Annotated in this window: 15 protein-coding genes and 1 pseudogene; 8 read left to right on the top strand and 8 right to left on the bottom strand. The window is 71.0% G+C overall.

Annotation, left to right across the window (positions count from 1 at the left end):
* Positions 1-20 precede the first annotated feature (20 nt).
* Positions 21-884: a UDP-glucose 4-epimerase gene (locus MXD61_RS27980; RefSeq protein WP_308222714.1), complete on the bottom strand. Its 864-nt coding sequence runs from the start codon at positions 882-884 to the stop codon at positions 21-23.
* 197 nt (positions 885-1,081) lie between these two features.
* Between MXD61_RS27980 and MXD61_RS09700 the strand changes: the two genes are divergently transcribed.
* Positions 1,082-2,119: an NAD-dependent epimerase/dehydratase family protein gene (locus MXD61_RS09700; RefSeq protein ID WP_248812505.1), complete on the top strand. Its 1,038-nt coding sequence runs from the start codon at positions 1,082-1,084 to the stop codon at positions 2,117-2,119.
* A 254-nt stretch (positions 2,120-2,373) separates the two neighbouring features.
* On the opposite strand, the gene MXD61_RS09695 is transcribed toward MXD61_RS09700, so the two are convergent.
* On the bottom strand, positions 2,374-4,368 hold the full coding sequence (locus MXD61_RS09695; protein WP_248812504.1) for a nucleoside-diphosphate sugar epimerase/dehydratase: 1,995 nt from the start codon (positions 4,366-4,368) through the stop codon (positions 2,374-2,376).
* Between the two features lie 117 nt (positions 4,369-4,485).
* Here MXD61_RS09695 and MXD61_RS09690 point away from each other — a divergent pair, with 117 nt between their 5' ends.
* From MXD61_RS09690 to MXD61_RS09680, 3 genes are all read left to right on the top strand, one after another.
* Complete coding sequence (locus tag MXD61_RS09690; protein ID WP_248812503.1) at positions 4,486-6,378, top strand: polysaccharide biosynthesis tyrosine autokinase; 1,893 nt, start codon at positions 4,486-4,488, stop codon at positions 6,376-6,378.
* A 242-nt stretch (positions 6,379-6,620) separates the two neighbouring features.
* Positions 6,621-8,525: a DUF4012 domain-containing protein gene (locus MXD61_RS09685; protein ID WP_248812502.1), complete on the top strand. Its 1,905-nt coding sequence runs from the start codon at positions 6,621-6,623 to the stop codon at positions 8,523-8,525.
* A 96-nt stretch (positions 8,526-8,621) separates the two neighbouring features.
* The gene (locus MXD61_RS09680) at positions 8,622-9,887 is read left to right on the top strand and encodes a hypothetical protein (RefSeq protein WP_248812501.1); all 1,266 of its coding nucleotides are present in this window, start codon (positions 8,622-8,624) and stop codon (positions 9,885-9,887) included.
* Between the two features lie 333 nt (positions 9,888-10,220).
* On the opposite strand, the gene MXD61_RS09675 is transcribed toward MXD61_RS09680, so the two are convergent.
* The 4 genes from MXD61_RS09675 to MXD61_RS09660 form a co-directional block, all read right to left on the bottom strand.
* Positions 10,221-11,462 carry an FAD-dependent oxidoreductase gene (locus MXD61_RS09675; RefSeq protein ID WP_248812540.1) on the bottom strand — a complete coding sequence of 414 codons (1,242 nt, stop codon included), beginning with the start codon at positions 11,460-11,462 and terminating at the stop codon, positions 10,221-10,223.
* Between the two features lie 157 nt (positions 11,463-11,619).
* On the bottom strand, positions 11,620-12,366 hold the full coding sequence (locus tag MXD61_RS09670) for a succinate dehydrogenase/fumarate reductase iron-sulfur subunit (RefSeq protein WP_163550417.1): 747 nt from the start codon (positions 12,364-12,366) through the stop codon (positions 11,620-11,622).
* A gap of 79 nt (positions 12,367-12,445) precedes the next feature.
* Positions 12,446-14,383: a fumarate reductase/succinate dehydrogenase flavoprotein subunit gene (locus MXD61_RS09665; RefSeq protein WP_163550416.1), complete on the bottom strand. Its 1,938-nt coding sequence runs from the start codon at positions 14,381-14,383 to the stop codon at positions 12,446-12,448.
* A gap of 13 nt (positions 14,384-14,396) precedes the next feature.
* Positions 14,397-15,062, bottom strand: coding sequence for a succinate dehydrogenase cytochrome b subunit (locus tag MXD61_RS09660; protein ID WP_372512033.1), 666 nt, complete (start codon positions 15,060-15,062; stop codon positions 14,397-14,399).
* 167 nt (positions 15,063-15,229) lie between these two features.
* On the opposite strand from MXD61_RS09660, the pseudogene MXD61_RS09655 reads away from it, so the two are divergent.
* Positions 15,230-16,159, top strand: a pseudogene (locus tag MXD61_RS09655) (LysR family transcriptional regulator); the annotation flags it as partial.
* Between the two features lie 581 nt (positions 16,160-16,740).
* Positions 16,741-18,081, top strand: a complete 1,341-nt coding sequence (locus MXD61_RS09650) for an alkaline phosphatase PhoX (protein WP_248812499.1) — start codon at positions 16,741-16,743, stop codon at positions 18,079-18,081.
* Positions 18,082-18,090: 9 nt separating this feature from the next.
* Here the strand turns inward: MXD61_RS09650 and MXD61_RS09645 are convergent, their stop codons facing one another.
* Positions 18,091-19,131 (bottom strand): hypothetical protein, encoded by a 1,041-nt coding sequence (locus MXD61_RS09645; RefSeq protein WP_248812498.1) that lies wholly within the window; start codon positions 19,129-19,131, stop codon positions 18,091-18,093.
* A gap of 529 nt (positions 19,132-19,660) precedes the next feature.
* Here MXD61_RS09645 and MXD61_RS09640 point away from each other — a divergent pair.
* Positions 19,661-20,032: a hypothetical protein gene (locus MXD61_RS09640; RefSeq protein WP_248812497.1), complete on the top strand. Its 372-nt coding sequence runs from the start codon at positions 19,661-19,663 to the stop codon at positions 20,030-20,032.
* A gap of 110 nt (positions 20,033-20,142) precedes the next feature.
* The gene (locus MXD61_RS09635; protein ID WP_248812496.1) at positions 20,143-21,273 is read left to right on the top strand and encodes an amidohydrolase family protein; all 1,131 of its coding nucleotides are present in this window, start codon (positions 20,143-20,145) and stop codon (positions 21,271-21,273) included.
* Positions 21,274-21,374: 101 nt separating this feature from the next.
* Here the strand turns inward: MXD61_RS09635 and MXD61_RS09630 are convergent, their stop codons facing one another.
* Positions 21,375-22,472, bottom strand: coding sequence for a CAP domain-containing protein (locus tag MXD61_RS09630; RefSeq protein WP_248812495.1), 1,098 nt, complete (start codon positions 22,470-22,472; stop codon positions 21,375-21,377).
* Positions 22,473-22,695 lie beyond the last annotated feature (223 nt).

Genomic DNA, 22,695 nt, shown 5'->3' with positions numbered 1-22,695 from the left:
CCCCGGATCCACATGTCCGCCTAGCCGGCCAGCGGCGCGTCGCGCTGTTCGGGGGGCACCCCCCGGTTCGAACGGGACGACTCGGCCGGACCGTCCCCGACGCCGCTGGCATCCCCGGGGCCCCGGGCGACAGGGGTGTCCCCGGTACCGCTGGTATCGCCGGTATCGCTGGCATTCCCGGTATCGCTGGCGTTCCTGGTGCCGCTGGCGTTTCCGGTGCTGCCGGCGTTGCCGGTGGTGGTGGACGGGTGGACGTCCTCGGTGATGACGGTGCCGGCGCCCACGACGGTCCGGTCGCCGACATGGCGCGGACCGGCGATGCTCGCCTGGGCGCCGATCCAGGACTGAGTGCCGACGGCGACCCCGCCGGCGATCCGGGCACCCGGCGCGACGGTCACGTAGTCGCCGAGCCGGCAGTCGTGCGCGACACTCGCCGCGATGTTGACCACGACGTGCCGGCCGGTGCGCACGTTCGTGGTGATGCTGGCCAGCGCGCACACGATGGTGCCCGGGCCGAGCCGGACATCGCCGCCGAGGTTCGCCCGGGGATGCACGAGGGTGGCCGGGCGCCGTCCGTGCAGCGAGGCGTACCGGTCGATGCGCTGGCGGGCCGTGGCGTCCTCGACGCCGATCAGGTAGTCGGCGTCGAGCCGGCCGAGCAGGTCCAGGCCGCCGAGACGTTCGGCGCCGCGGCGGACCAGGGCCTTCGAGTCCTCGTCCGGCGTGGCGTCGTCATCGATCAGGCCGCCGGGGAAGTCGAGGAACCCGAGGAAGGCGTAGGGCGCCGGGGCGCGCGTGGCGTTGACGGCCTCCACCACATCCAGCAGCTCCCGGCCGTATCCGCCGGCGCCCACGATCACCAGTGGTCGAGGAAGGCATGGCACTCGCCGCACACTAGATTCGGCACTCTCTGCAATCAACACAACACGCAGAGTGTCAATCTGGGGGTGCGGGTGGCTGGTAGCGCGGGGGCGGCAAAGGGGGCGAAGGGGGGAGCGGAGTGTCGGAGTGGTTGTGGTGGGTGACGCCGGTCCGAACTGACTACTATCGGCATCCTTATGAACTCGAAGGGTGATGATCGGTGAAGGTAGTCGTGACGGGCGGGGCCGGCTTCATCGGTGCTCACCTGACCAGGGCGCTGCTCGCCGCGGGCGCCGAGGTGGTCGTGCTCGATGATCTGAGCACGGGCGCGGTGGCCAACCTCGCCGGGTTGCCCGTGCGGCTGGTCGTCGGCAGCGTCACCGACCGGACCACGGTCGAACAGACCTGCCTCGGTGCGGACAGCATCGTGCACCTCGCCGCCCGGCCGTCGGTGCAACGTTCCCTGCTCGACCCGATGGCCACCCATGCCGTCAACGCCACGGGGACCCTGACCGTCCTCGACGTCGCCCAGCGGGACGAGACCCACGTCGTGGTCGCCTCGTCGTCCTCGGTGTACGGCGCGGGCGGCACCCTGCCCCGCGTCGAGACGGCCCCCTGCCGGCCGCGCAGTCCCTACGCCGCCTCCAAGCTCGCGGCGGAGGGTTACGCGCTGGGCTACCGGGCCGGTTTCGGCCTGCCGGTGCTCGCCGTGCGCCTGTTCAACGTGTTCGGGCCGTACCAGTCGATGGGACATGCCTACGCGGCGGTCGTCCCCACCTTCATCGAGGCCGCGCTGGCCGGTCGTTCCCTGACCGTCCACGGCGATGGCCGCCAGACCCGCGACTTCACCTATGTCTCCGGTGTCGCCGGTCTGCTGTGCGACGCGGCGCTCCGCCGCCTGAGCCACCCGGACCCGGTCAACATCGCCTTCGGCACCCGCACCGACCTGCTCACGGTGGTCCGTGAGCTGGAGAGGATCTTCGGTCGCGCCCTGCCGGTCCGCCATGACGAGCCGCGCTCCGGTGACGTCCGTGACTCGCAGGCCGCGACCGCGACGATGCGCGCGCTGTTCCCCGACGCCGACGGCGTCGACCTCGCCACCGCCCTCGAGGCCACCGTCGCCTGGTACACCGAGCGCGGCCTCACTCCCCCCCGCTCCGTCCCCACCGCCCGCTCCGCCGACACCGCCCGCTCCGCCGACACCGCCCGCTCCGCCCATCCCGCAGACACCGAACCCCCGGGTTCCGACTCGCGGTAGGTCGCTTCTCGTGGATGACCTCCGCCTGTCATCCACGAGATCAGCCATGGGCTGTCATGGCGAAACCGCGGGTGCGCGCATGGTGGTCCTGTCGCTGCCATGCGCGCGGTGTCCCCCCGATCCGTTGGCGCCGTTGCCGTCCGCGCTGGACGTCTCCGTCCGGCGGGCTCACCAGGCCGGACTCACCAGGGAGAGCCCGCTGGCCGTTCTCTGGCGACGAACCAGGTCGGATGTGACGCGGAGTCCGTGGCCGGTCAGGACGGCGTCGTGGGACGGGCCGGATCGGAGCGTTGCTGGGTCGGCTGGCGGGGGATCAGCCCAGCGGCCGGGGCGGGAACAGAAGCCGGGACGGGCGCGGCAGCCGGAGTGGGAGCGGACGTGGGCGCGGGGGTGATGGCGGGGTGGGCCAGGGCGGCCAGACCGGCGAGGACCTCGGCGCGGGGAGCCCAGGGATCGAGGGCGAGGGCGGCGGTGGGGTCGAGCGCGGGCACGTCCACGTGGGAGATCAGTGGGTGGTGCGGGCGCTGGTCGGACTCGTCGTCACCGAAGAGCTCCTCGTGCAGTTTCTCGCCGGTGACCAGTCCGGTGTAGACGATGTCGACGGGACGCGGCTCGCGGGCGGCCAGGCGGCGGGCGACGTCGGCGATGCGGACCGGTTCGCCCATGTCCAGGACGAGGGCTTCGCCGGGCGCACCGAACGCGGCGGCCTGCAGCACGAGTTGGACGGCCTCGGGGATGGTCATGAAGTAGCGGGTGACGTCGGGATGGGTGACGGTGAGGGGGCCGCCGCCGGCGAGCTGGCCGGCGAACACGGTCAGTACGGAGCCGTTGCTGCCGAGCACGTTGCCGAAGCGGACGCTGACGAAGGTGCCGGTCGCGCTGGCGGCGACGTGCGCGGTGAGACGCTCGGTGATCCGTTTGGAGTAGCCCAGGGCGCTGACCGGGTTCGCCGCCTTGTCGGTGGAGATGTTCACCAGCCGGTCGACGCCGCAGGCCGCGGCGGTGCGCAGGATGGTCAGCGTCCCCCAGACGTTCGTCTGCACCGACTCACCGGGGAAACGCTCGAGCAGCGGTAGGTGCTTGAGCGCCGCGGCGTGGAAGACGACCTGTGGGCGGCGCTGCTCGAACAGCCGGGTCATCAGGTCGACGTCGCGGATGTCACCGAGCACGATCGACTCGTCGTCGAGCATCGCCTGCCCGGAGATCGACAGCTGGACGGCGCGTAGGGCGGACTCGTCCCGGTCGACCATGATGAGCTCGGCGGGGGTGAAGGCGGAGATCTGTCGACACAGTTCCGAGCCGATGGAGCCACCGGCGCCGGTGACGAGCACCCGGCGGCCGCTGAGGTAGCTCGCGGCGGCGGTCATGTCGGTGGCGACCTGGCGGCGTCCGAGCAGGTCGGCGAGGTCGAGGTCACGGATGTCGGCGACGCCGACCCGGCCGTCGATCAGGTCGGCGACCCGGGGTACGACCTTTACGGCGAGCCCGGAGTCCTCGGCGATTCTGGTGAGCTCCCGCAGCAGGTGTGCGTTGGCGCTCGGAATCGCGACCAGCAGGGTGCGGGCGCCGCTGGCGTCGGCGGTGGCGGCGATCGCCTCCCGCCCGCCGCGCACGGGCACGCCGAACAGGCGCAGGTTGTGCAGTTTCGGGTTGTCGTCAAGCAGTGCGACGGGGTAGTATGGACTGTCCGCGGTGCGCAGCATCGCCGCCAGCACGCTTTCGCCGCCGGCTCCGGCGCCGAAGACCAGCAGTGGTTCGGCGCTGGCCCGATCGGGGCGCAACAGCTGCTCCTCGACGAGCCGCCAGGAGTACCGGACCCCGAACATCACCACCAGGGTCACCGTGCCGCCCAGCGGCGGAACGCTCAGGGGCATCGGCCGGGGCGAGCCGAACGCGGCGATGACGATGATGAGTCCGACGATCGTCGCGACCACCGCGACCAGAAGGCCGAGGATCTCCTCGAAGCCACCGAACCGGTAGCGCCCCAGGTAGAGGTGCAGGGCGGTACCGAGGAAGTGGAGCAGGCAGACCGCCAGCGCGCAGATCACCCAGAAGCCGAGGCTCGACAGTGCGCCGAGGGTGAGGTCGAACCGTCCGATCTGCGCCGCGGTGAGTCCGAGGACCATCGCCAGGCTGTCGAGCACGATCTGCAATCCGACGCGCTGGCGCAGCTCCAGGCGCGACACGCGCCGCGCGAAGTGCGCCGTCCACCGAGCACCTACCGCGCCGTCTACTCTACGTCTCCACATGAGGTCATAGAGTAAGGGTAACTCAGAGTAAAATAATGACTACTCATCGAGTATGTTGGGGGGGTACTCAATGACGGTGGGTGGTCGGGGTGTTCGTCCCGGGAGGGTGGTCGACGAGTGGAACTGCGCGACTATGTCCGCGTCCTTCGCCGCAGCTGGATGCTCATACTTGCCATCGTGGTTCTCGGCGGGGGGCTCGCGGGCCTGCTGACCTGGCGCTCCGCGAAGGTGTACGCGGCCTCGGTGACGATGGTCGTCTCCTCGCCGGACAACGCCGATGGCGCCGCGTCCGCCTATCAGGGTGGTCTGCTGTCCCAGCAGCGCGTGAAGTCCTATGCCAACCTGGTCGCCAGCGACCGGGTGGCGGGCGCGGTCATCGACCGACTGCGCCTGCGCACCACGCCAGAGGAGCTGCGTTCGAAGATCATCGCTGCGGCGGTGCCGGACACGGTGCTGCTCAAGGCGACCATCCAGGATCGTGACCCGCGCCAGGCGCAGGCCATCGCGGACGCGGTGGGGACAGAGTTCTCCCGCGCCGTCGCCGAGATCGAGGCACCCACGGACTCGGAGAGTCCACCGACGGTGCGGGTCAGTGTCTGGGAGCGTTCGAAGCTGCCGACCTCGCCGGTCTCGCCGCAGCCCACCCGCAACTACGCGCTGGGCATCCTGCTCGGACTGATCCTCGGGGTCGGCGGGGCCGTCCTGCGCTTCCGCCTGGACACCAGCCTCACCGGCCAGGAGGACGCGCGGGAGGCCACCGACCTGCCGAACCTCGCTATGATCATCTTTGACGCGGACACCGCACAGCATCCACTGATCACCAGCGCCCGCCCGCACTCGGCCCGCGCCGAGGCGTTCCGCCAGCTGCGCACCAACCTGCAGTTCGTCGACGTCGACGCCGACCCGCGCTCGATCATCGTCAGCAGCGCGGTGCCCGGCGAGGGCAAGACGACCACCGTCTGCAACCTGGCGATCAGCCTGGCGCAGAGCGGCCACCGGGTCTGCCTGATCGAGGGCGACCTGCGCCGCCCGTCGTTCAGCGCCTACCTCGGCGTCGAGTCGGCCGCGGGCCTGACCTCGGTCCTCATCGGCGCCGCCGACCTGGACGACGTGCTACAGCCCTGGGGCGAGGGTCGGGTCGGCTCCGGACGCATCGAGGTGCTCGCCTCCGGACCGGTCCCGCCCAACCCGAGTGAGCTGCTCGGCTCGCGCAACATGGCCGACCTGCTCGACGTCCTGCACGCCCGGTTCGACTTCGTCCTCATCGACGCTCCGCCGCTGCTGCCCGTCACCGACGCGGCGGTCCTGGCCAGCCGCGCCGACGGGGTCCTGCTCGTCGCCCGGATCGGCAAGACCCGTCGTGAGCAGCTGCGCCAGGCCGCCGACGCGCTGCGTGCCGTCGACGCCCGGGTGGTCGGCACCGTCCTGAACATGGTCCCGACCAAGGGTCCGGACGCCCCCTACTACGGCCAGTACACCAGCTACGCCCCGCATGGACGGCACACCCGGGGCGCCGAACGGGCCCGTCGCTCGGCGGCCGCCACGGAGGCCGGCGTGCGTCCGTCGCGGCCGCCCGGGACGAGCTACCCCCTGTCCGACTCCGACGCGGACGCCACCCTCGCCCACCCGAACACCGAGGACGCGGCCGCCGTCCGCATCCGCAGCACGCGGGACGCCTACCTCGACTCCGACGACAGCACCGGTGGCGACACCACCAGGGCCGCGAATCCGGACGCGGCCGAACTGGACGCGGTCGAGCTGGAGGGCGCCGAGCTGGAAGGTACCGAGCTGGAAGGTACCGAGCGTCGGGCCGGTGGACGGGCGGCTCGCGGGTCCGACCAGGCCGGTTCGGCGGTGGGTTCCGCTGCCGGACGACGCCGTGGTGTCGGCCGCGGCGGGAAGTCCGGCGGTGGCCGAGACGCCGCGGGGGTCGCGGTGCCGTCCGCGCGTGAACCGATCGACGCCGAACAGTCCGGGCAGCAGCCGGCCGACGCCGGCTCGGATCGGTGACGGCGCGGGCTTCGGGGGAACCGCAGGAACCACCAGCACCACCAGCACCACCAGCACCATCGGCGACGCGGGGGTTCGACCCGGGCGCGACCCGCCTGGAGCCGCCGCACACCGACCTGGGCGTCCCTCGTCAGCCCGGCGCGGACACGGCCCCGGACGCCACCTCGGCCGTTCCCGTTCCCGTTCCCGTTCCTGTTCCTGTTCCCGCCACGGTCCCGGTCCCCAGGGCGGCCGCGGCGTCGGTGACGTCCACGGAGGATCCCGGCGTACCGCGGGAGCCCGGCGCCGACCGTCGCACGGGCGAACCGAAGGACCCCGCGGGACCGGGGGAGCCGGGGCCGGGCTGGTGGGCTCGGCATCGCCGGCTGGTCGGGGGCACCATCGTGCTCGGCGTCGTGGCGGTGGGGCTGCTCGGCTGGGTGGGGGTACGCGCCCTGCTGGTCCGGGCCCAGCTCGACCAGGCGCGTGAGCGTGTCGCCGTGTTGCAGCAGCAGGTGCTGGCGGGCGATCTGCCGGCGCGGGCGCAGCTGAGCGCCCAGGTCGCCGCGATCGGGGAGAAGGCCCGGGCCGCGCGTGCGCTGACCGACGACCCGGTCTGGTCGGCCTTCGGGCACGTGCCCTGGGCGGGCTGCCCGTTGCGTTCGGCGGCCCAGCTCGTGCGGGCGTTCGACACGATGGCGGTGACCGGACTGCCCGCGGTGGCCGACCTCGGTGACGATCTCAACCCGGCTCGGCTGCGGCGGCAGATGAGCATCAACGTGGACGCGCTGGCCGCGGCCCGTGTCCCGGCGCAGCGGGCGACGGCGGCGCTCGAGGCGCTGCGCACGGCCGCGCAGGCCAGCCCACACTGCGGCTGGACGGGCCGGATCAGTGGTGTCGACGCGGCCCGCGCCGAGGTGATCCAGCGCGGCACCAGCCTCTCCGACGCCCTGGACAGTGTGGCGTTGGCGGCCCGGATCGGCCCGGGGATGCTGGGCGCGCAGGGGACGCGGCGCTACTTGTTGATCGTGCAGAACCCGGCCGAGTCCCGGGCGAACGGTGGCATCATCGGCGGTTTCGGCCTGCTCACCGCGCGGCGAGGCGAGCTGTCCCTGGATGACATCGCCGGTAACGGATCGCTTCCCGGCGGTCCGACCCAGGCAAACCCCGCGGTGGCCCTGAACGGCCCGTTCGCGGCGCGCTACGGCGCGTTCTGGCCGGACCGGGTGTGGGCGAACGCGAACCTGACGCCCGACTACCCGACCGCCGGCCGCCTCTACACCGGCCTGTACCGGGCCGGAACCGGCATCGATGTGGACGGCACGATCAGTGTCGATCCGACCACGTTGGCCTATCTGCTGGCGGCGAGCCGTCCGGCGGTGTTGCCGGACGGCGAGGTGGTGACCGCAGGTTCCCTGGTCGATCTGGTCGAGTCGAAGGTGTACGCGCGCATACCGACGGTGGCCGGCCGCGACCGTTTCTTCGCCGAGGTCGGCCAGGCCGCCTATGCGGCCGTGGAATCGGGCAGTGGGAACACACCGAAGCTGCTGACCGCGCTGTCCCGCGCCGCTGGTGAGGGGCGACTTCTCGTGTCCAGCAACCACGCCGACGAGCAGGAGGTTCTTTCCGGGACGGCGTTGGGCGGCGCGCTGCCCACCGGGGACGGCCCCTACCTCGCCGTCGTCACGCAGAATGCGACGGCGAGCAAGCTTGACTACTGGCTGCGACGCAGGGTCAGTTACCAGGTTCAGCGAATGCCCGGTGGCGGCGGCGCCGTGACCATCGTGATCAAGCTGACCAACACCGCCCCCGACGGCCTGTCGGCCTACGTCCGCAACCGCGAGGACGAGCCGAACCCCAACGGCAATCCCCTGGCGCAGAACAACATCTGGCTGTCGATCTACACCGGACGGGGCAGCCTGTTCGCCGGTGCCCAGGTGGACGGCCACGCCATCGGCATGGATGCCGGCACCGAGAGTGGCCTGCCGGTCGTCTCCACCTATCTGACCCTCGACCGTGGTGTCACCCGCACCCTGACGGTCAAGGTGCTCGAACCGCATGCCGGGCCGGTGGTGGCTGTCCGTCCACAACCGCTTCCCATCCCCGAGGAACTTCTCGTCCAGGGTGTCCAGGTCGTCCCGCCATGGTCACGCAGAGTTACTAACTAGCTCTCGAGGTCGTGGACACGGAGAGTAGTTGCTGCGTACTCTCCGTCACGTCAATCGTTCATCTACTTGACGTGATCATCCGCAGGGAGTGCCTGTATGAAGTTCCGACCTCTCGGAGCCGCAGTGCTGGCCGGCAGCGGCATGGTGCTCGCCGTCCTGCCGGCGGCCTCGGCATCGGCTCTTGACCTACCGGTCGTCAACCCGCCGGACGTCCACCTGCCCATCTTCGGCCAGCCGGACCCCGCTCAGGCGGCTGCTGCTCAGGCGGCTGCTGCTCAGGCGGCGGCCGGCCAGTCACTGATCGGCGGCCCGGCTCTCGACGAGCCGATCCTGGACAAGCCGATCCTGGACAAGCCGATCCTCGGCGACGACAAGGCCTACCCGCCCACCAACTGCTCGGGACTGATCGGCCCGGGCTCCGTCAGCAAGTCCGTGGTGCTCGCCGGCGAGAGCGTCGTGTTCAGCGGCTGCGGATTCATCCCGGGAGACTCCGTCAACATCAAGGTCAACGGTGAGCTGATCAACACCGTGATCGCCGACGCGGCCGGACGCTTCGCCGTGCCGGTGAACTTCCCGACCGCCGGCCAGCAGAACCTGGTCGGCAGCGACATCGACCCGCGCATCGTCAACGCCTCCGTCACCGTCATCGGCTTCGGCGAGAACGGCATCGAGGGCCTGCCGTTCGACCCGGCCTGGGTCGCCAACTTCATTGGTGGCTTCCTTGACAAGGACGGTCGCCACCACGACTGGGACGACGACGACAAGCACGGCGGCGGCGGTGTCGCCGACGAAGGTTGCTTCGGCGGCGTCAACAAGGACGGCAAGGACGTCAACAAGGACGTCAACAAGGACGTCAACAATATCAAGGACGGTGGAAAGGATGGGCTGAAGGAGGCCCAGGCCGCCGGCCTCGATGAGGACAAGACCACCGGGGACAAGGTCACCGAGGACAAGTTCGCCGACGACAAGACTGCCGAGGACAAGGTCACCGAGAACAAGGACGGGGACTGGCTGTCCCAGGTCGGCGACTGGTTCTCCGACAAGGACAAGGACAAGGACTGGGACAAGGACAAGGACGGGGACTGGGGCAAGGACAAGGACAAGGACGGTGACGGCGGCCCGAACTGCGTGGTCGCGGGGGTCGGTGTCGGCGTGTTCGGCGCCGGCGGCGGCGCCGGTGGTGTCGGCGGCGCGGCCGCGACCCCGGCCGGCAACACCCTGCCCTTCACCGGAGTCCAGACCGGGGCCATGGCCTCGATCGCCGTCGCCCTGCTCGGCGGCGGAGCACTGCTGCGGGTAGCCGCCCGTCGGCGCCGGAGCGCCGTCACCAGCACCGGCACCGCCACCCGCACCGAAGCCTGACCCGACCCGTCGTCTTTCCCGACCGGTCGCTGACCCGATCCGTTCCTGACCCGATGCGCTTCCTGTCAGCCCGGTCGCTGACCAGGCCTGGTACCGACCCGGGGCGTCCCTGACCCGACACCCGGCTCGTCGGCTCCCTCGCATGACGGCCATGCCAGGCCTGGCCCTGATCGTTGGTCGCGCCGTCTGCAGCCTGCGGTCCCGCGGCGCACGGCGATGACCACCCGGCCGCCCCCCGACTGATGCGGGGGGCGGCCATTCTCGCGTGGGTCGCTGTTCGGTCGCGATGCTGGTCGGGCCGCGGTCGGCGAGGGTGGCGCGGTGCGGGGATGCTCAGCGCAGCGGGTCGAAGGGGGTGAGGTCCGTGGCGGGGGTTCCCGTGGTGATCGCTTCGGCCAGGAGCCTGCCGGTGACCGGTCCGAGGGTGATGCCCCACATCCCGTGGCCACCGGCAACGAAGACGCCCGGTGCCGTCGTCCGGCCGATCAGGGGCAGGCCGTCCGGGGTGCAGGGGCGCGGGCCGACCCACTCGTGGGTGCGCACGTCCAGGTCGACGCCGGCCAGCAGGCCACGGCTTGCCTCGACCACCGCCTGGATGCGACGCGGGTCCGCCGGCGCGTCCGGGCGGCGGAACTCCATCATCCCGGCGACGCGCAGCCCGTCCCCGACGGGCGTGCACGCCACCCTCGACGCGGGAAAGTAGATCGGTCCGACCGGCGGCCGCGGCGTCGCCACGTGAAAGCTGTATCCCCGCCCCGCCTGCACCGGCACCCGCACCCCGAAGGACCTGGTCAACCGTGGCAGCCATGCCCCGGTCGCCACCACCACCGCGTCGAACCGTCCGTCCGTCGCGGAGCCGTCCACTGTGGGGACGGTGTCCACGACGTAGCCCGCCCCCGCGGCGTGGACGCCGTGTACCGGGGTGGACTCGTGGATGATGCCGCCGCGTTCACGCACCGCGTCGGCGAGCGCCGCGACGAACCGTCCCGGATCGAGGTACCGCTGCCCGTGCACCTGGGCGACGTGGCGGACCTGCGCGCTCAGCAGGGGTTCGAGATCGCGGGCGGCGAGGGGGTCGAGTACCTCGACGTCGACGGGCTGGCCCGCGGCGCGCACTCCGTCCAGCTCGCGCAGCAGTTCGTCGAGGTCGGCGCGCTCCCGGTAACCGGCGAGGAACGGCGCGGCCGCCCGGGTCGGTGCGTCCACCCCACCCGAGCGCAGCTCGTCGAACGCCTCGAGTGCCGTACTGGTCAGCGGGGCCAGCGCCCGCATCGCGCCCTGCCACCGCCGATGCGTGCTGTGCCGGACGAACCCCGCGACGAACCGGGCCAGCCGCGCATCGGCCACCGGCGGCACGTACACCGGCGAATCCGAGCGCCACAGCACCCGCAGCCCGTAGCGCAGGACCGCCGGGTCAGGCAGTGGTGTGGCGAGCCCCGGCGTCAGCCAGCCCGCGTTCCCCCACGACGACCCCGCCCCCGCCGGCTCGCCCCCCGAGGTCAACCGGTCCCGGTCGAAGACGACGACCCGCACCCCTCGTTCCTGCAGGAACCACGCGACACACAGCCCGACCATCCCCCCGCCCACGATGGCGACCTGGTCCGGCACCTTCCCGTTACGCCCCTGCACCCGCCTATTGTCCGTCCGTTCCCGTCGTGCCCGCATCTCGACAGTTCCCCACACCCCCACCCGGGGCGGTCAGCCGCGCGGGTGGTGCGGGTGGTGCGGGTGCCTACTTGCGGCCGAGGGAGGCGCGCAGGTACTCGCGGTTGAGGGTGGCGATGCTGTCCAGGGGGATGCCCTTCGGACAGGCGTTGGTGCACTCGCCGGTGTTGGTGCAGCCACCGAAGCCCTCGGCGTCCATGGCCTCGACGAGGTTGAGGACACGCTCGGACCGCTCGGGGGCGCCCTGCGGCAGGCTGTTGAGATGCGTCACCTTCGCCGAGGTGAACAGCATCGCCGAGCCGTTCGGGCAGGCCGCGACGCAGGCGCCGCAGCCGATGCAGGTGGCGTTGTCGAACGCGGTGTCCGCGATCGGCTTCGGCACGGGGGTGGCGTGCGCCTCGGGGGCGCTGCCGGTGTTGACGCTGACGTAGCCGCCGGCCCGGATGATCCGGTCGAGGCCGGACCGGTCGACCATGAGGTCCTTGACCACGCCGAACGCCACCGAGCGCCACGGCTCGACGTCGATCACGTCGCCGTCGGAGAACTCGCGCATGTGCAGCTGACAGGTGGTGGTCCGCTCACGCGGCCCGTGCGCCTGTCCGTTGATGACCACACCGCAGGCGCCGCAGATGCCCTCGCGGCAGTCGTGGTCGAAGGTCACCGGGTCGTCGCCCTCGAGGGTGAGCCGCTCGTTGAGCACGTCGAGCAGTTCCAGGAAGGACATGTCCGGGTTGGCGTCGGGGACCTCGTAGGCCACCATGCGGCCGGAGTCGGCCGGGCCGGCCTGGCGCCAGATCCGCAGGGTGAGCTTCACGTTCCGCTCCTCGCGCTCTCGCTGTCGTGGTCGGGTAGGAAGGGGGAGTCTGTCGCTGCCACGTCGTGCACGCCCGCCGTCACGCGTAGTTGCGCTGGGCGAGGTGGACGTAGTCGAAGTTCAGCGGTTCCTTGTGCAGGATGGGCTGCTCACCGGTGCCGCCGAACTCCCACGCGCCGGCATAGGCGAAGCGCTCGTCGTCGCGGCGGGCCTCACCGTCGGGGGTCTGGCTCTCCACCCGGAAGTGGCCGCCGCAGGACTCCTCGCGGTGCAGCGCGTCGACGCACATGAGCTCGCCGAGCTCGAGGAAGTCCGAGACCCGGTTCGCCCGCTCGAGGCTCTGGTTCACCTGGGACCCGGTGCCGGGCACCTTCACCGAGCGCCAGAACTCCTCGCGCAGCTCGGGCAGGCGGCCCAGCGCCTTGCGCAGGCCGTCCTCGCTGCGGGCCATGCCGCACTCGTCCCACATGATCTCGCCGAGCTCGCGGTGGAACGAGTCCACCGTGCGCTCGCCGTTGATCGACAGCAGCTTGGTGAGCCGGCCGGTCGCCTCGTTGACGGTCTCGACGACGTCGGGGTGGGCCTCGGTGACCTTGTCGAACTTGCTCGAGGCGATGTAGTTGCCGAGCATCGGCGGCAGCACGAAGTAGCCGTCCGCGAGGCCCTGCATCAGCGCGCTGGCGCCCAGGCGGTTGGCGCCGTGGTCGGAGAAGTTCGCCTCACCGACGACGAAACAGCCCGGGATGGTGCTCTGCAGGTCGTAGTCCACCCACAGGCCGCCCATCGTGTAGTGGACGGCGGGGTAGATCCGCATCGGGACCTTGTACGGGTCCTCGCCGGTGATCCGGTCGTACATCTCGAACAGGTTGCCGTACTTCTCGCGGACCTTGTCCTCGCCGAGGCGGCGGATGGCGTCCGCGAAGTCGAGGTAGACACCCAGGCCGCCGGGGCCGACACCGCGACCGAGGTCGCACTGGTTCTTCGCGGCACGCGAGGCGATGTCGCGGGGGACCAGGTTGCCGAAGCCCGGGTAGATGCGCTCGAGGTAGTAGTCGCGCTCCTCCTCGGGGATCTGGTCGGGGGAGCGGGTGTCGCCGGCCTTCTTGGGCACCCAGATCCGGCCGTCGTTACGCAGCGACTCGCTCATCAGGGTGAGCTTCGACTGGTACTCGCCGGACCGCGGGATGCAGGTCGGGTGGATCTGCGTGTAGCACGGGTTGGCGAAGTACGCGCCGCGCCGGTGCGCCCGCCAGATCGCACTCGCGTTCGAGTTCTTGGCGTTCGTCGACAGGTAGAACACGTTGCCGTAGCCGCCGGTGGCGAGCACGACCGCGTCCGCGAGGTAGGTGGAGATCTGCCCGGTGACCAGGTCGCGGGCGACGATGCCGCGGGCACGGCCGTCGACGACGATCAGGTCGAGCATCTCGGTGCGCTCGTGCATCTCGACGTTGCCCGCGTCGATCTGACGCGACAGCGCCTGATAGGCGCCGATCAGCAGCTGCTGACCTGTCTGGCCACGGGCGTAGAACGTCCGGGCGACCTGCACACCACCGAACGAACGGGTGTCGAGCAGACCGGAGTACTCGCGGGCGAACGGGACGCCCTGCGCGACGCACTGGTCGATGATCTGCGTGGACGTCTGGGCCAGCCGGTAGACGTTGGACTCCCGGGCGCGGAAGTCACCGCCCTTGACCGTGTCGTAGAACAGCCGGTAGACGGAGTCGCCGTCGTTGCGGTAGTTCTTCGCCGCGTTGATGCCACCCTGCGCGGCGATCGAGTGGGCGCGCCGCGGCGAGTCCTGGTAGCAGAACTGGATGACGTGGTAGCCCTGCTCGGCCAGGGTCGCCCCCGCGGCCCCGCCGGCCAGGCCCGTCCCCACGATGATCACGGAGTGGCGGCGGCGGTTGGCCGGGTTGACGAGCTTGGCGTCGAAGCGGCGCTTGTCCCAGCGCTGTTCGATCGGGACGTCCGGCGCGCGCGTGTCGGCGATGTCGTCGCCGAGCTTGAAGAACGTCATATCAGCCTTCTTCTCAGTCCACCAGGCCGGCGAGGACTGCCACCGGAACGATCAGGAATCCGACGGTGAGCAGCACGGCGAGCCCCGTGGCGATGCCGTGCACCGCGCGGTCACGGCTCGGCCGGTTCAGCCCCAGCGTCTGCGCCGCGCTCCAGAAACCATGCTGGATGTGCAGCCCCAGGAAGATCATCGCGAGGATGTAGATGGCGGTGACCCACCACACGCTGAAACTCGAGACGACGTTGTCGTAGGCGGCGCCCTCGACCCCGTGCCGGTTCAACGTGAGCGAGGTGAAGTCAAGGATGTGGTAAATGATGAACAACGCCAGGGTGATGCCACCGTAACGCATGACATGCACGGCGTAGCCGGCCTTCGCCCTTTGCTTGTGGGCGTACTTGGCCGGACGGGCCTTCAGATCGCGTCGGCTGAGCTGGTAGGCGGAGACGGCGTGCAGGACGACCGCCAGCGTGAGGACGAACCGCTGGATCCACAGATACCAAGCTCCGTGCAGGACCGGTTCCCCGATCGTGCGGAGCCAGTCGGCATAGTGATCGAAATCATCACGGCCATAGAAGATCTTCAGGTTACCGAGCATGTGTGCGAGCAGGAACGCCAGCATCAGCAGGCCGGTGACGGCCATCACGGTCTTCTTGCCGATCGTCGAACGCCAGAAGTTCAACGGGGCGAAGGAGGACCGAGCGGGTCGCGCTGGGCGTGCCGCGGGCGCCGGTCGCGTCGGGGTTGTTACAGCCACGCCCGCACCCTAGAGCCGTGGCCAGCAGAGGTCCAAGACATGATAAAGCTCGAGTCCATAGCCGGGCGCTATGGAGGGCTACGCTGACGGATGTGCAGCTCCACCAGCTCGCCTATTTCGTCGCCGTCGCGGAGACCCGGCATTTCACCCGGGCCGCGCAGCGCATGCATGTGGCGCAACCCTCACTCTCCCAGCAGGTCCGGTCGCTCGAACAGGAGCTGGGAGCACCACTGTTCAACCGCGCCCGCGGCAACATCAGCCTCACCGCCGCCGGCGAGACGCTCCTGCCGCTCGCACGCCGCATCCTCGCCGACACGGAGACGGCTCGCCAGCGCGTCCACGAGCTGTTGGACCTACGCCACGGCACCGTCCGCCTCGGTGCCACCCCCAGCCTGTGCACCGGGTTCCTGCCGGACGTCCTACGCCTGTTCCACCAGCGCTACCCCGGTATCCGTCTGCTCGTCGAGGAGGGCGGCTCCCGCGACCTGATCCGCGACCTCGCCGGCGGCGACCTCGACCTCGCCCTGATCATCCTGCCGTTGCAGAGCTCCGACCCGGCCCTGGCCACCTCGCCGCTGATCCGCGAGAGCCTGGTCCTCGTGACGTCCCGGGACGAGCCACCGCTGGTCACCGGCCGCCCGCTGTACGTCGCCGACCTGCGCGACCATCCGCTCGTGATGTTCCGCCGCGGCTACGACCTGCGTGACGCCACCGTCACCGCCTGCCGGGAGGCCGGCTTCGACCCCACCTTCGCCATCGAGGGCGGCGAGATGGACGCCGTGCTGGGCTTCGTCGCCGCGGGCCTGGGCAGCGCCGTCATCCCGAGCATGGTCGCCCGGCGCCTGGGCATGCGGGTCACCCCGTTCTCCCCACCCGGCCTGCAACGCACCATCGGCCTGGCCCGCCGCCGCGACGTCGAACCCACCCGCGCCGCCGTCGAACTCCAACGCGCCCTGTGGGAGTACCTGCGCGACGCCGCCACCACCGGCAACCTCCCCGACGGCACCCGCCTGCTGCGCGGCCCCGGCTCCGACCCCGCCATCTCCCTCGACTCCGCCGCCCCCCTCGCCGCCCCCCTGAGCCTCGACCTCCCCGACGCCGGCTGCCCCCTGCCGCCGGTGGACGGCGGCGGCTTCGACCCGCTGGACGAGCCGCCGGTCGGTGGCCCCGGCTCCTCGGTGGCCCGCGGCCCCTGCCCCTCGGCGAAGCCCCGGCGCCGGTCCGAGATCACCACGACCAGGTAGCTCGCCGCCCGTCCCGGCGCACCCTGAACGGCCACGTCACCGAGCCGCCGAAGCCAACACCCTTCCTGCCGAGGGTTGATCGGGAATTTCGGCCTCGACACACCGAACAACCCTCGGCAGGGGGTCGAACAACCCTCGGCATGCGGCCGCGCCCAGGATGATCGGTGGCCGGTGGGGTGTGAGTGCGTCCGTTTTGTTCGGATTGGTGGGGGTGCGGGGCGGGTGGCGGGCGGGGAGATCGCTGATCGGATGGTTGGACGTGTACTGACGTTTCGGTCGGCGTTGATCTCCGGACATCTTCGGCTGTGAGCGTCGCTCGGGGCGCCGACGGGACAGCGGCGTCCACGAGGAGGAGACGCATGTCAGTCAACCGTCGACAGCTGATGGCCGGAGCTGGGACAGCAGGGCTTGGATTCGCGCTCGCCGGTGCGGTGGACGCGGTGTTCGCGGGGACGGCGAACGCGGCGACCCCGGCGGCGTTCAAGGGGTACGGAGAGCTCGTCGCGGACCCGAAGAAGGTGGTGGACCTGCCGAAGGGGTTCCGCTACACGGTGTTCTCGAAGGCGGGTAAGGACACCCTGGACGGGCCCGGCGGCGGGCTCGTGCCGGCCGCGCACGACGGGATGCGGGCGTTCCCGGCGGGGATCGGGCGCAGCGTCCTGGTGCGTAACCACGAGCTGTCCCCGGGGACGAAGGACCCGATCGTGCCGCAGCGCCCGGGGCTGGTCTACGACCCGGCGACCCCGGGCGGGACGACGACCCTCACCGTCGCGGGGGACCGGCTGCTGCGGCACGTCCCGAGCCTCGCCGGCACCTACCGCAACTGCGCCGGTGGCGGAACGCCGTGGAACACGTGGCTGACCTGCGAGGAGACCGAGGCGACCCCGGCGTCCGAGGCGGGGCTCACCAAGAAGCACGGGTACGTCTTCGAGGTCGACCCGTTCGGCCGCCTGCGTGACGACGCCCCGGTGCCGCTGACCGCGCTCGGTCGGTTCCCGCACGAGGCCGTCGCCATCGACCCGCGCGATGGCACCGTCTACCTGACCGAGGACGCCGCGAAGCCCTATGGCCTGGTGTACCGCTTCCAGCCGAAGCGGGCGCACGGTGGGCCGGGGAGCCTGCGCGCCGGCGGGAAGCTGCAGGCGTTGCAGGTCCCGGCCGTGCGGGATCTGTCCGCCGTGCGTGACCTCGGCACCAGGCTCTCGGTCACCTGGGTGGACGTGCCCGACCCGGACGCCACCACCGTCTCGGTGCGCGCCCAGTTCGACAACGCCAAGGTCACCCGGGTGCCGAAGGCCGAGGGCATCTTCTGGTCGCGCGGTGTCATCTACCTCGTGTCGAGCTACGCGAAGGTGTCCGAGGGGGCGGCCCTCGACCACTCCGGGCAGGTCTGGCGGTTCGACCCGAAGCGCGCCACCCTCGAACTGGTGCTGCGCCTCGAGGTCGGCGGACGCTTCGACTCGCCGGACAACATCACCGTCTCGCCGTTCGGCGGGATCGTGCTGTGCGAGGACGGCGACGGCGAGAACTACCTGGTCGCCCCGTCCGCGGACGGCACCCCCTACCCGCTGGCCCGCAACGCCGGCAGCGACAGCGAATGGGCCGGTGCCACCTTCTCCGCCGACGGCAAGTGGCTCTACGCCAACATCCAGGGGGACGGTCTGACCGTCGCCATCACCGGCCCCTGGTGGCGCGGCTGATCCGTTGTTCTACTGGTAGGTGACGAGGTCCGGCGGGGGCGTGAAGGTGAGCGTCTCCGCCGGGCTGAAGATGTTCGAGTCCTGGGTGAGGAAAAGCTTCACTCCGGTGAAGAACGGCGGCGCGGCGCGCAGCAGGGCGTATTTCTCCAGCTTGTCCGGGCGGGCACCGAAGCCGTCGATGTGGAAGATGGTGGCCAGTTCCGGCCGGGCCACGATGTTCGCCCGGTCCGGCAGCATCGACTGGGTGAACTGGTGCACCGCGAACAGTTTCTGCGGCAACCGGTCGTGGCGCACGATCCCGGCGAGCCAGTCGGACACCTCGTTGATGCCGGCGGCATCGCTGCTGCCGATCCGCTGGCCGGGAACCTGACCCGGCCCCATCTTCCATTCGGGGTCCAGGGCAAGCCCGACATCCGGTTCCCGCAGGAAACGCTCATAGCGCTTCGCCTGGTCCAGGAAACGCGCGCGGCCCGGCTGCAGATCCAGGATGAGCAGCATCCGGTGCGCGCGGGCGGCCGTCAGATACGGCGTGATCGCGTCGTCCGACAGCGTGCTGCTGTAGAGCCCGTCCGCACCCGGTGCGGCCGCCGCGACCGTGGTGATCAGCTCCATCGCCGGCTGCACCGGCCGATCACCCGCGCCGAACGGCGCCGCCGCGGCCAGCACCCGCCGCGCCGCCTGCTCGGGTGTTCCCTCGCCGAGCACGCCGAGCGCCCCACCGCCGACCGATCCGTAGTGCGCGACGATCCGGTAGTGCGGCAGCAACGTCCGCCCACCCATCGGCTCCTGCGCCATGTCGGCCCGCTGCCCGCTCGATCCCGCCGGCCCCGGATCATCGCCGTGCGCGGTCGCGCGGGACCGTCCGCTCCCGTCGCCGGCTGGCCGCGCGGCCGGTGACCGTCCGGATGCGCCGGCCGCCGTGGGGGCCGTTCCCGGTGCCACCGCGGATCCGTCGGCGGACGATCCGTCCGCGCAGCTCGTCCACAGCAGCACCGCGCTCACGATCACCAGCAGGGCGGACGCCACCCGACGCGACACGCGTCGTGGCACCCGACGCGATGCCCGCGACGCTCGCGGCGATGTCGGCACTGGTCCTGGCGCCGTCGTGTGGCGTTCCGGTGCGTCCCGATCGGCCATGTCGGCGCTTCTACCCACGAAGTGGGCGATCACCCCGTAGACGGTGCCTGTCGGCCCTGGCCGGACGGTTCGGTATCGGCGTCCACGGGCTGCCCAGAAATCCACTACCGCTTTGTATCAGGCATCTGATTGGTCTTCGAGAAATACATGAGATCAGTTTTCTTTTTGGTCGATCAATAGTTGGACGATACTTTCCGTATTCGGCCTGGAGGGGCGTGTTGTCTTCCTGTCCGCATGTCCTTTTTCTTTTTCTTCCGGTCTGGTGTGCTCCGGTTGTCGTTGGCTACACTTCGTCCTGGCAGTCGGAGATCGGACGTTTTCTAGTCGGCAAGGGACTGTGATGCGGGGACGTGTGTCGACACGCGGTTCGCGTGACCTGGTGACGGTTGCCGGTGATGGCGACGGCGGACGAGCCAAAAACCCTAGGCAAGCTGGAGGAGATATGAACAGTGTCGACATCGCACTGAAGGAGACGCTGGAGATCGGGGGCGCACTCGGAGCCGCGCTCGTCGACTTCACCAGCGGTATGACCCTCGGTACGGCTGGCAATCCCCATTCGCTCGACCTGGAGATCGCCGCCGCCGGCAACACCGAGGTGATCCGGGCAAAGCTGCGCACGATGGAAAGCCTCGGCCTCCAGGACACGATCGAGGACATCCTGATCACCCTGGGTCGCCAGTACCATCTCATCCGCCTGTTGCAGAGTCATTCCGGCCGTGGCCTTTTCATCTACCTGGTGCTCGACAAGAGCCGCTCGAATCTCGCCCTCGCCCGTCATCGCCTGCGCTCCATCGAAGGCCAGCTCGACGTCTAGACCCGTACGCGACGCCGTGTTCGGTGCGCCTCTCGGTCGGCCTGTTCGGTTGCCGGGCGGGCAGACTGGGAGCCGACAGACTCAGGCTCCCGGTCGGCCGAGGAGGCGCGATGGTGACATCGAGCGATGGGGCGTCCACCGTCGCGGGCGGACCGACGCTGCACATCCGCGGGACGGTGCTCGTCGGGCCGACGGAGACGCTCGACGAGGTGTGGGTCATCGGCGGGCGGATCAGTCTCACCGCACCCCTCGGCGACGCCGCCCGCGATGTGCGGACCGTGACCGGCTGGGCCCTGCCCGGCCTGGTGGACGCACACTGCCATGTCGGCCTCGACGCGCACGGCGCCGTCGACCAGCCCACCGCCGAACAGCAGATCCGCACCGACCGTTCGGCCGGCGCCCTGCTCCTGCGGGACGCCGGCTCCCCAGCCGACACCCGCTGGGTCGACGAGCGTCCTGACCTGCCACGACTCATCCGGGCGGGCCGGCACATCGCCCGCACCCGCCGCTACATCCGCAACTACGCGGCCGAGGTCGAGCCGGACGATCTCGTCGCCGAGGTTCTCACCCAGTCCGCCCGCGGCGATGGCTGGATCAAGCTCGTCGGCGACTGGATCGACCGTGACCTCGGTGATCTGGCCGCCTGCTGGCCACCGGAGGTCGCCAGGGCCGCCATCGACGCCGCCCACGCCGCCGGAGCCCGCGTCACCGCCCACTGCTTCGCCGAGGCCGCGCTCGCCGACCTCGTCGACGCCGGCATCGACTGCGTCGAACACGCCACCGGACTCACCGAGCACACCATCCCCCTGTTCGCCGAGCGTGGCGTCGCCATCGTCCCCACCCTGGTCAACATCGCCACCTTCGAGAACATCGCCCGTGGCGCCGAGGCGAAGTTCCCCGCCTACGCCGCGCACATGCGCGACCTGCACGCCCGCCGTTACGAGACCATCGGCGCCGCCTGGGACGCCGGCATCCCCATCTACGTCGGCACCGACGCCGGCGGCAGCCTGCCCCACGGGCTGGTCGCCGCCGAGGTCGCCGAACTGCACCGCGCCGGCCTTCCCACCGACGCGGCCCTCGCCGCCGCCACCTGGTCCGCCCGGGCCTGGCTGGGCCATCCCGCCCTCACCGAGGGTGCCCCCGCCGACCTCGTCGTCTACCCCGAGGACCCCCGCGCCGACCTGGGCGTCCTCGCCGCCCCCGAGCTCGTCATCCTGCGGGGACGTCCGATCGCCGGGTGATCGTCGTTCGTCACCCGGCCTGGCCATGACTGGGTCGGTCCGGACCGGACCGCTCGGGCCCGGGCCGGACTGGTCGGGGTCGGGGTCGGGGTCGGGGTCGGTCAGAGCTTCGTGCCGAAGACCTGGGTCCAGTAGGTGCCGTGTTCGCCGCCGACGGCGTAGCCGACGCCGATCTCGCGTAGCTGCGGCAGCAGGATGTTCGCGCGGTGACCGGGGCTGTCCATCCAGCCGGCGACGACCTCCTCGGCGGACGTCTGACCGGCGGCGATGTTCTCGGCGACGCGGGAGTAGCGATAACCGAGCGCGGTCACCCGGTCGGAGACGGTGCGTCCGTCGGGGCTGGTGTGGGCGAAGAAGCCGCGTCTGGCCATGTCGGTGCTGTGCCCGTCGGCGGCCGCGGTCAGCACCGGGTCGATGCTCAGCGCCGAGAGCCCGGCCCGTCCGCGTTCGAGGTTCGTCAGCGTGACGACCTGGGCGAGCATCGGCGGGAGGCCGTCGCCGAACGACGCCGCCCCACCGTGCCAGGCGGGTGCCGCGCCGGACCTGAACCCCACCGGCTGGTGCGCCTCGCCCGGTGACCCCATCCCGGGTGGGATCCGAACAGACGATGTCGGCGCCGGCCCGGGACCAGGCGGGGCCTGGGACGGGGCCTGGGGTGGCGACAGCGGCCGGATCGCGGGGGGCGACGGGGCGGCCGGTGGGGGTGCGGCGGCGCGACCGTCGTCGTCGACCACCACCCCGAAGTCGCGGGCGAGGCCGGCGAGCCCGTCGGCGTAGCCCTGGCCGACGGCGCGGACCTTCCAGTCCTGCCCACGGCGGTAGATCTCGACCAGCGTGAGAACGGTCTCGCGGGACAGCGGCGGCGGGGTGAAGTGGACCAGCAGGGTCCCCCGCAGGTTGTGCAGGGTCACCACGGGCGGCGGTAGCTGGCCGAAGGAGGAGGTGTCGTCCCTGGGGCTGGCCGCGAGCACGACGCGTTCGGCGCCGGGGCGCAGCGCCGCCGGATCGATGGTGATCTCGGTGTCGGCCAGGGTGACCCCGGGCGTGCGTGGCTGGTTGTAGAAGACGAAGTCGTCGTCGCCGCTGACCTTGCCGTTCACCGAGACGACCAGCGCGCACAGGTCGAACGGCCCGCGCAGGCGGACCAGGACGGGGCCCGGAGGCAGCGGCGCGTTCGCGCCTGGCACCAGCTCAGTCATCCGTCCCACTCTCGTCCGCCGGACCAGGCAGGCGCCACGTCCGTCCCTTCTAGGTGTACCGGGTGAACAGCGGCATCACCATCCCCGGTCCGGGCGACGACACCCTACGAACTGGTGCGAGTGCCATCCGGGGGATGGCCCGCCCGGGCGGGCCCGTCCGTGGTCGCCGTTGTGGGCGGTTTGCTTGTCTGGCCCGTTCGGAGGGTCGTACCGTCACGTCCGT

The sequence above is a fragment of the Frankia sp. AgPm24 genome (genome assembly GCF_023243055.1).
Classification (GTDB): Bacteria; Actinomycetota; Actinomycetes; order Frankiales; family Frankiaceae; genus Frankia; species Frankia umida.
This window is presented reverse-complemented; position numbering and strand designations above follow the sequence as displayed.

Coding starts and splice junctions, on each gene's coding strand:
- MXD61_RS09695 (WP_248812504.1), bottom strand. CDS start 4,368: ATGTGGAGACGTAGAGTAGACGGCGCGGTAGGTGCTCGGTGGACGGCG.
- MXD61_RS09680 (WP_248812501.1), top strand. CDS start 8,622: ATGAAGTTCCGACCTCTCGGAGCCGCAGTGCTGGCCGGCAGCGGCATG.
- MXD61_RS09675 (WP_248812540.1), bottom strand. CDS start 11,462: ATGGTCGGGCTGTGTGTCGCGTGGTTCCTGCAGGAACGAGGGGTGCGG.
- MXD61_RS09665 (WP_163550416.1), bottom strand. CDS start 14,383: ATGACGTTCTTCAAGCTCGGCGACGACATCGCCGACACGCGCGCGCCG.
- MXD61_RS09650 (WP_248812499.1), top strand. CDS start 16,741: ATGTCAGTCAACCGTCGACAGCTGATGGCCGGAGCTGGGACAGCAGGG.
- MXD61_RS09640 (WP_248812497.1), top strand. CDS start 19,661: ATGAACAGTGTCGACATCGCACTGAAGGAGACGCTGGAGATCGGGGGC.
- MXD61_RS09635 (WP_248812496.1), top strand. CDS start 20,143: ATGGTGACATCGAGCGATGGGGCGTCCACCGTCGCGGGCGGACCGACG.
- MXD61_RS09630 (WP_248812495.1), bottom strand. CDS start 22,472: ATGACTGAGCTGGTGCCAGGCGCGAACGCGCCGCTGCCTCCGGGCCCC.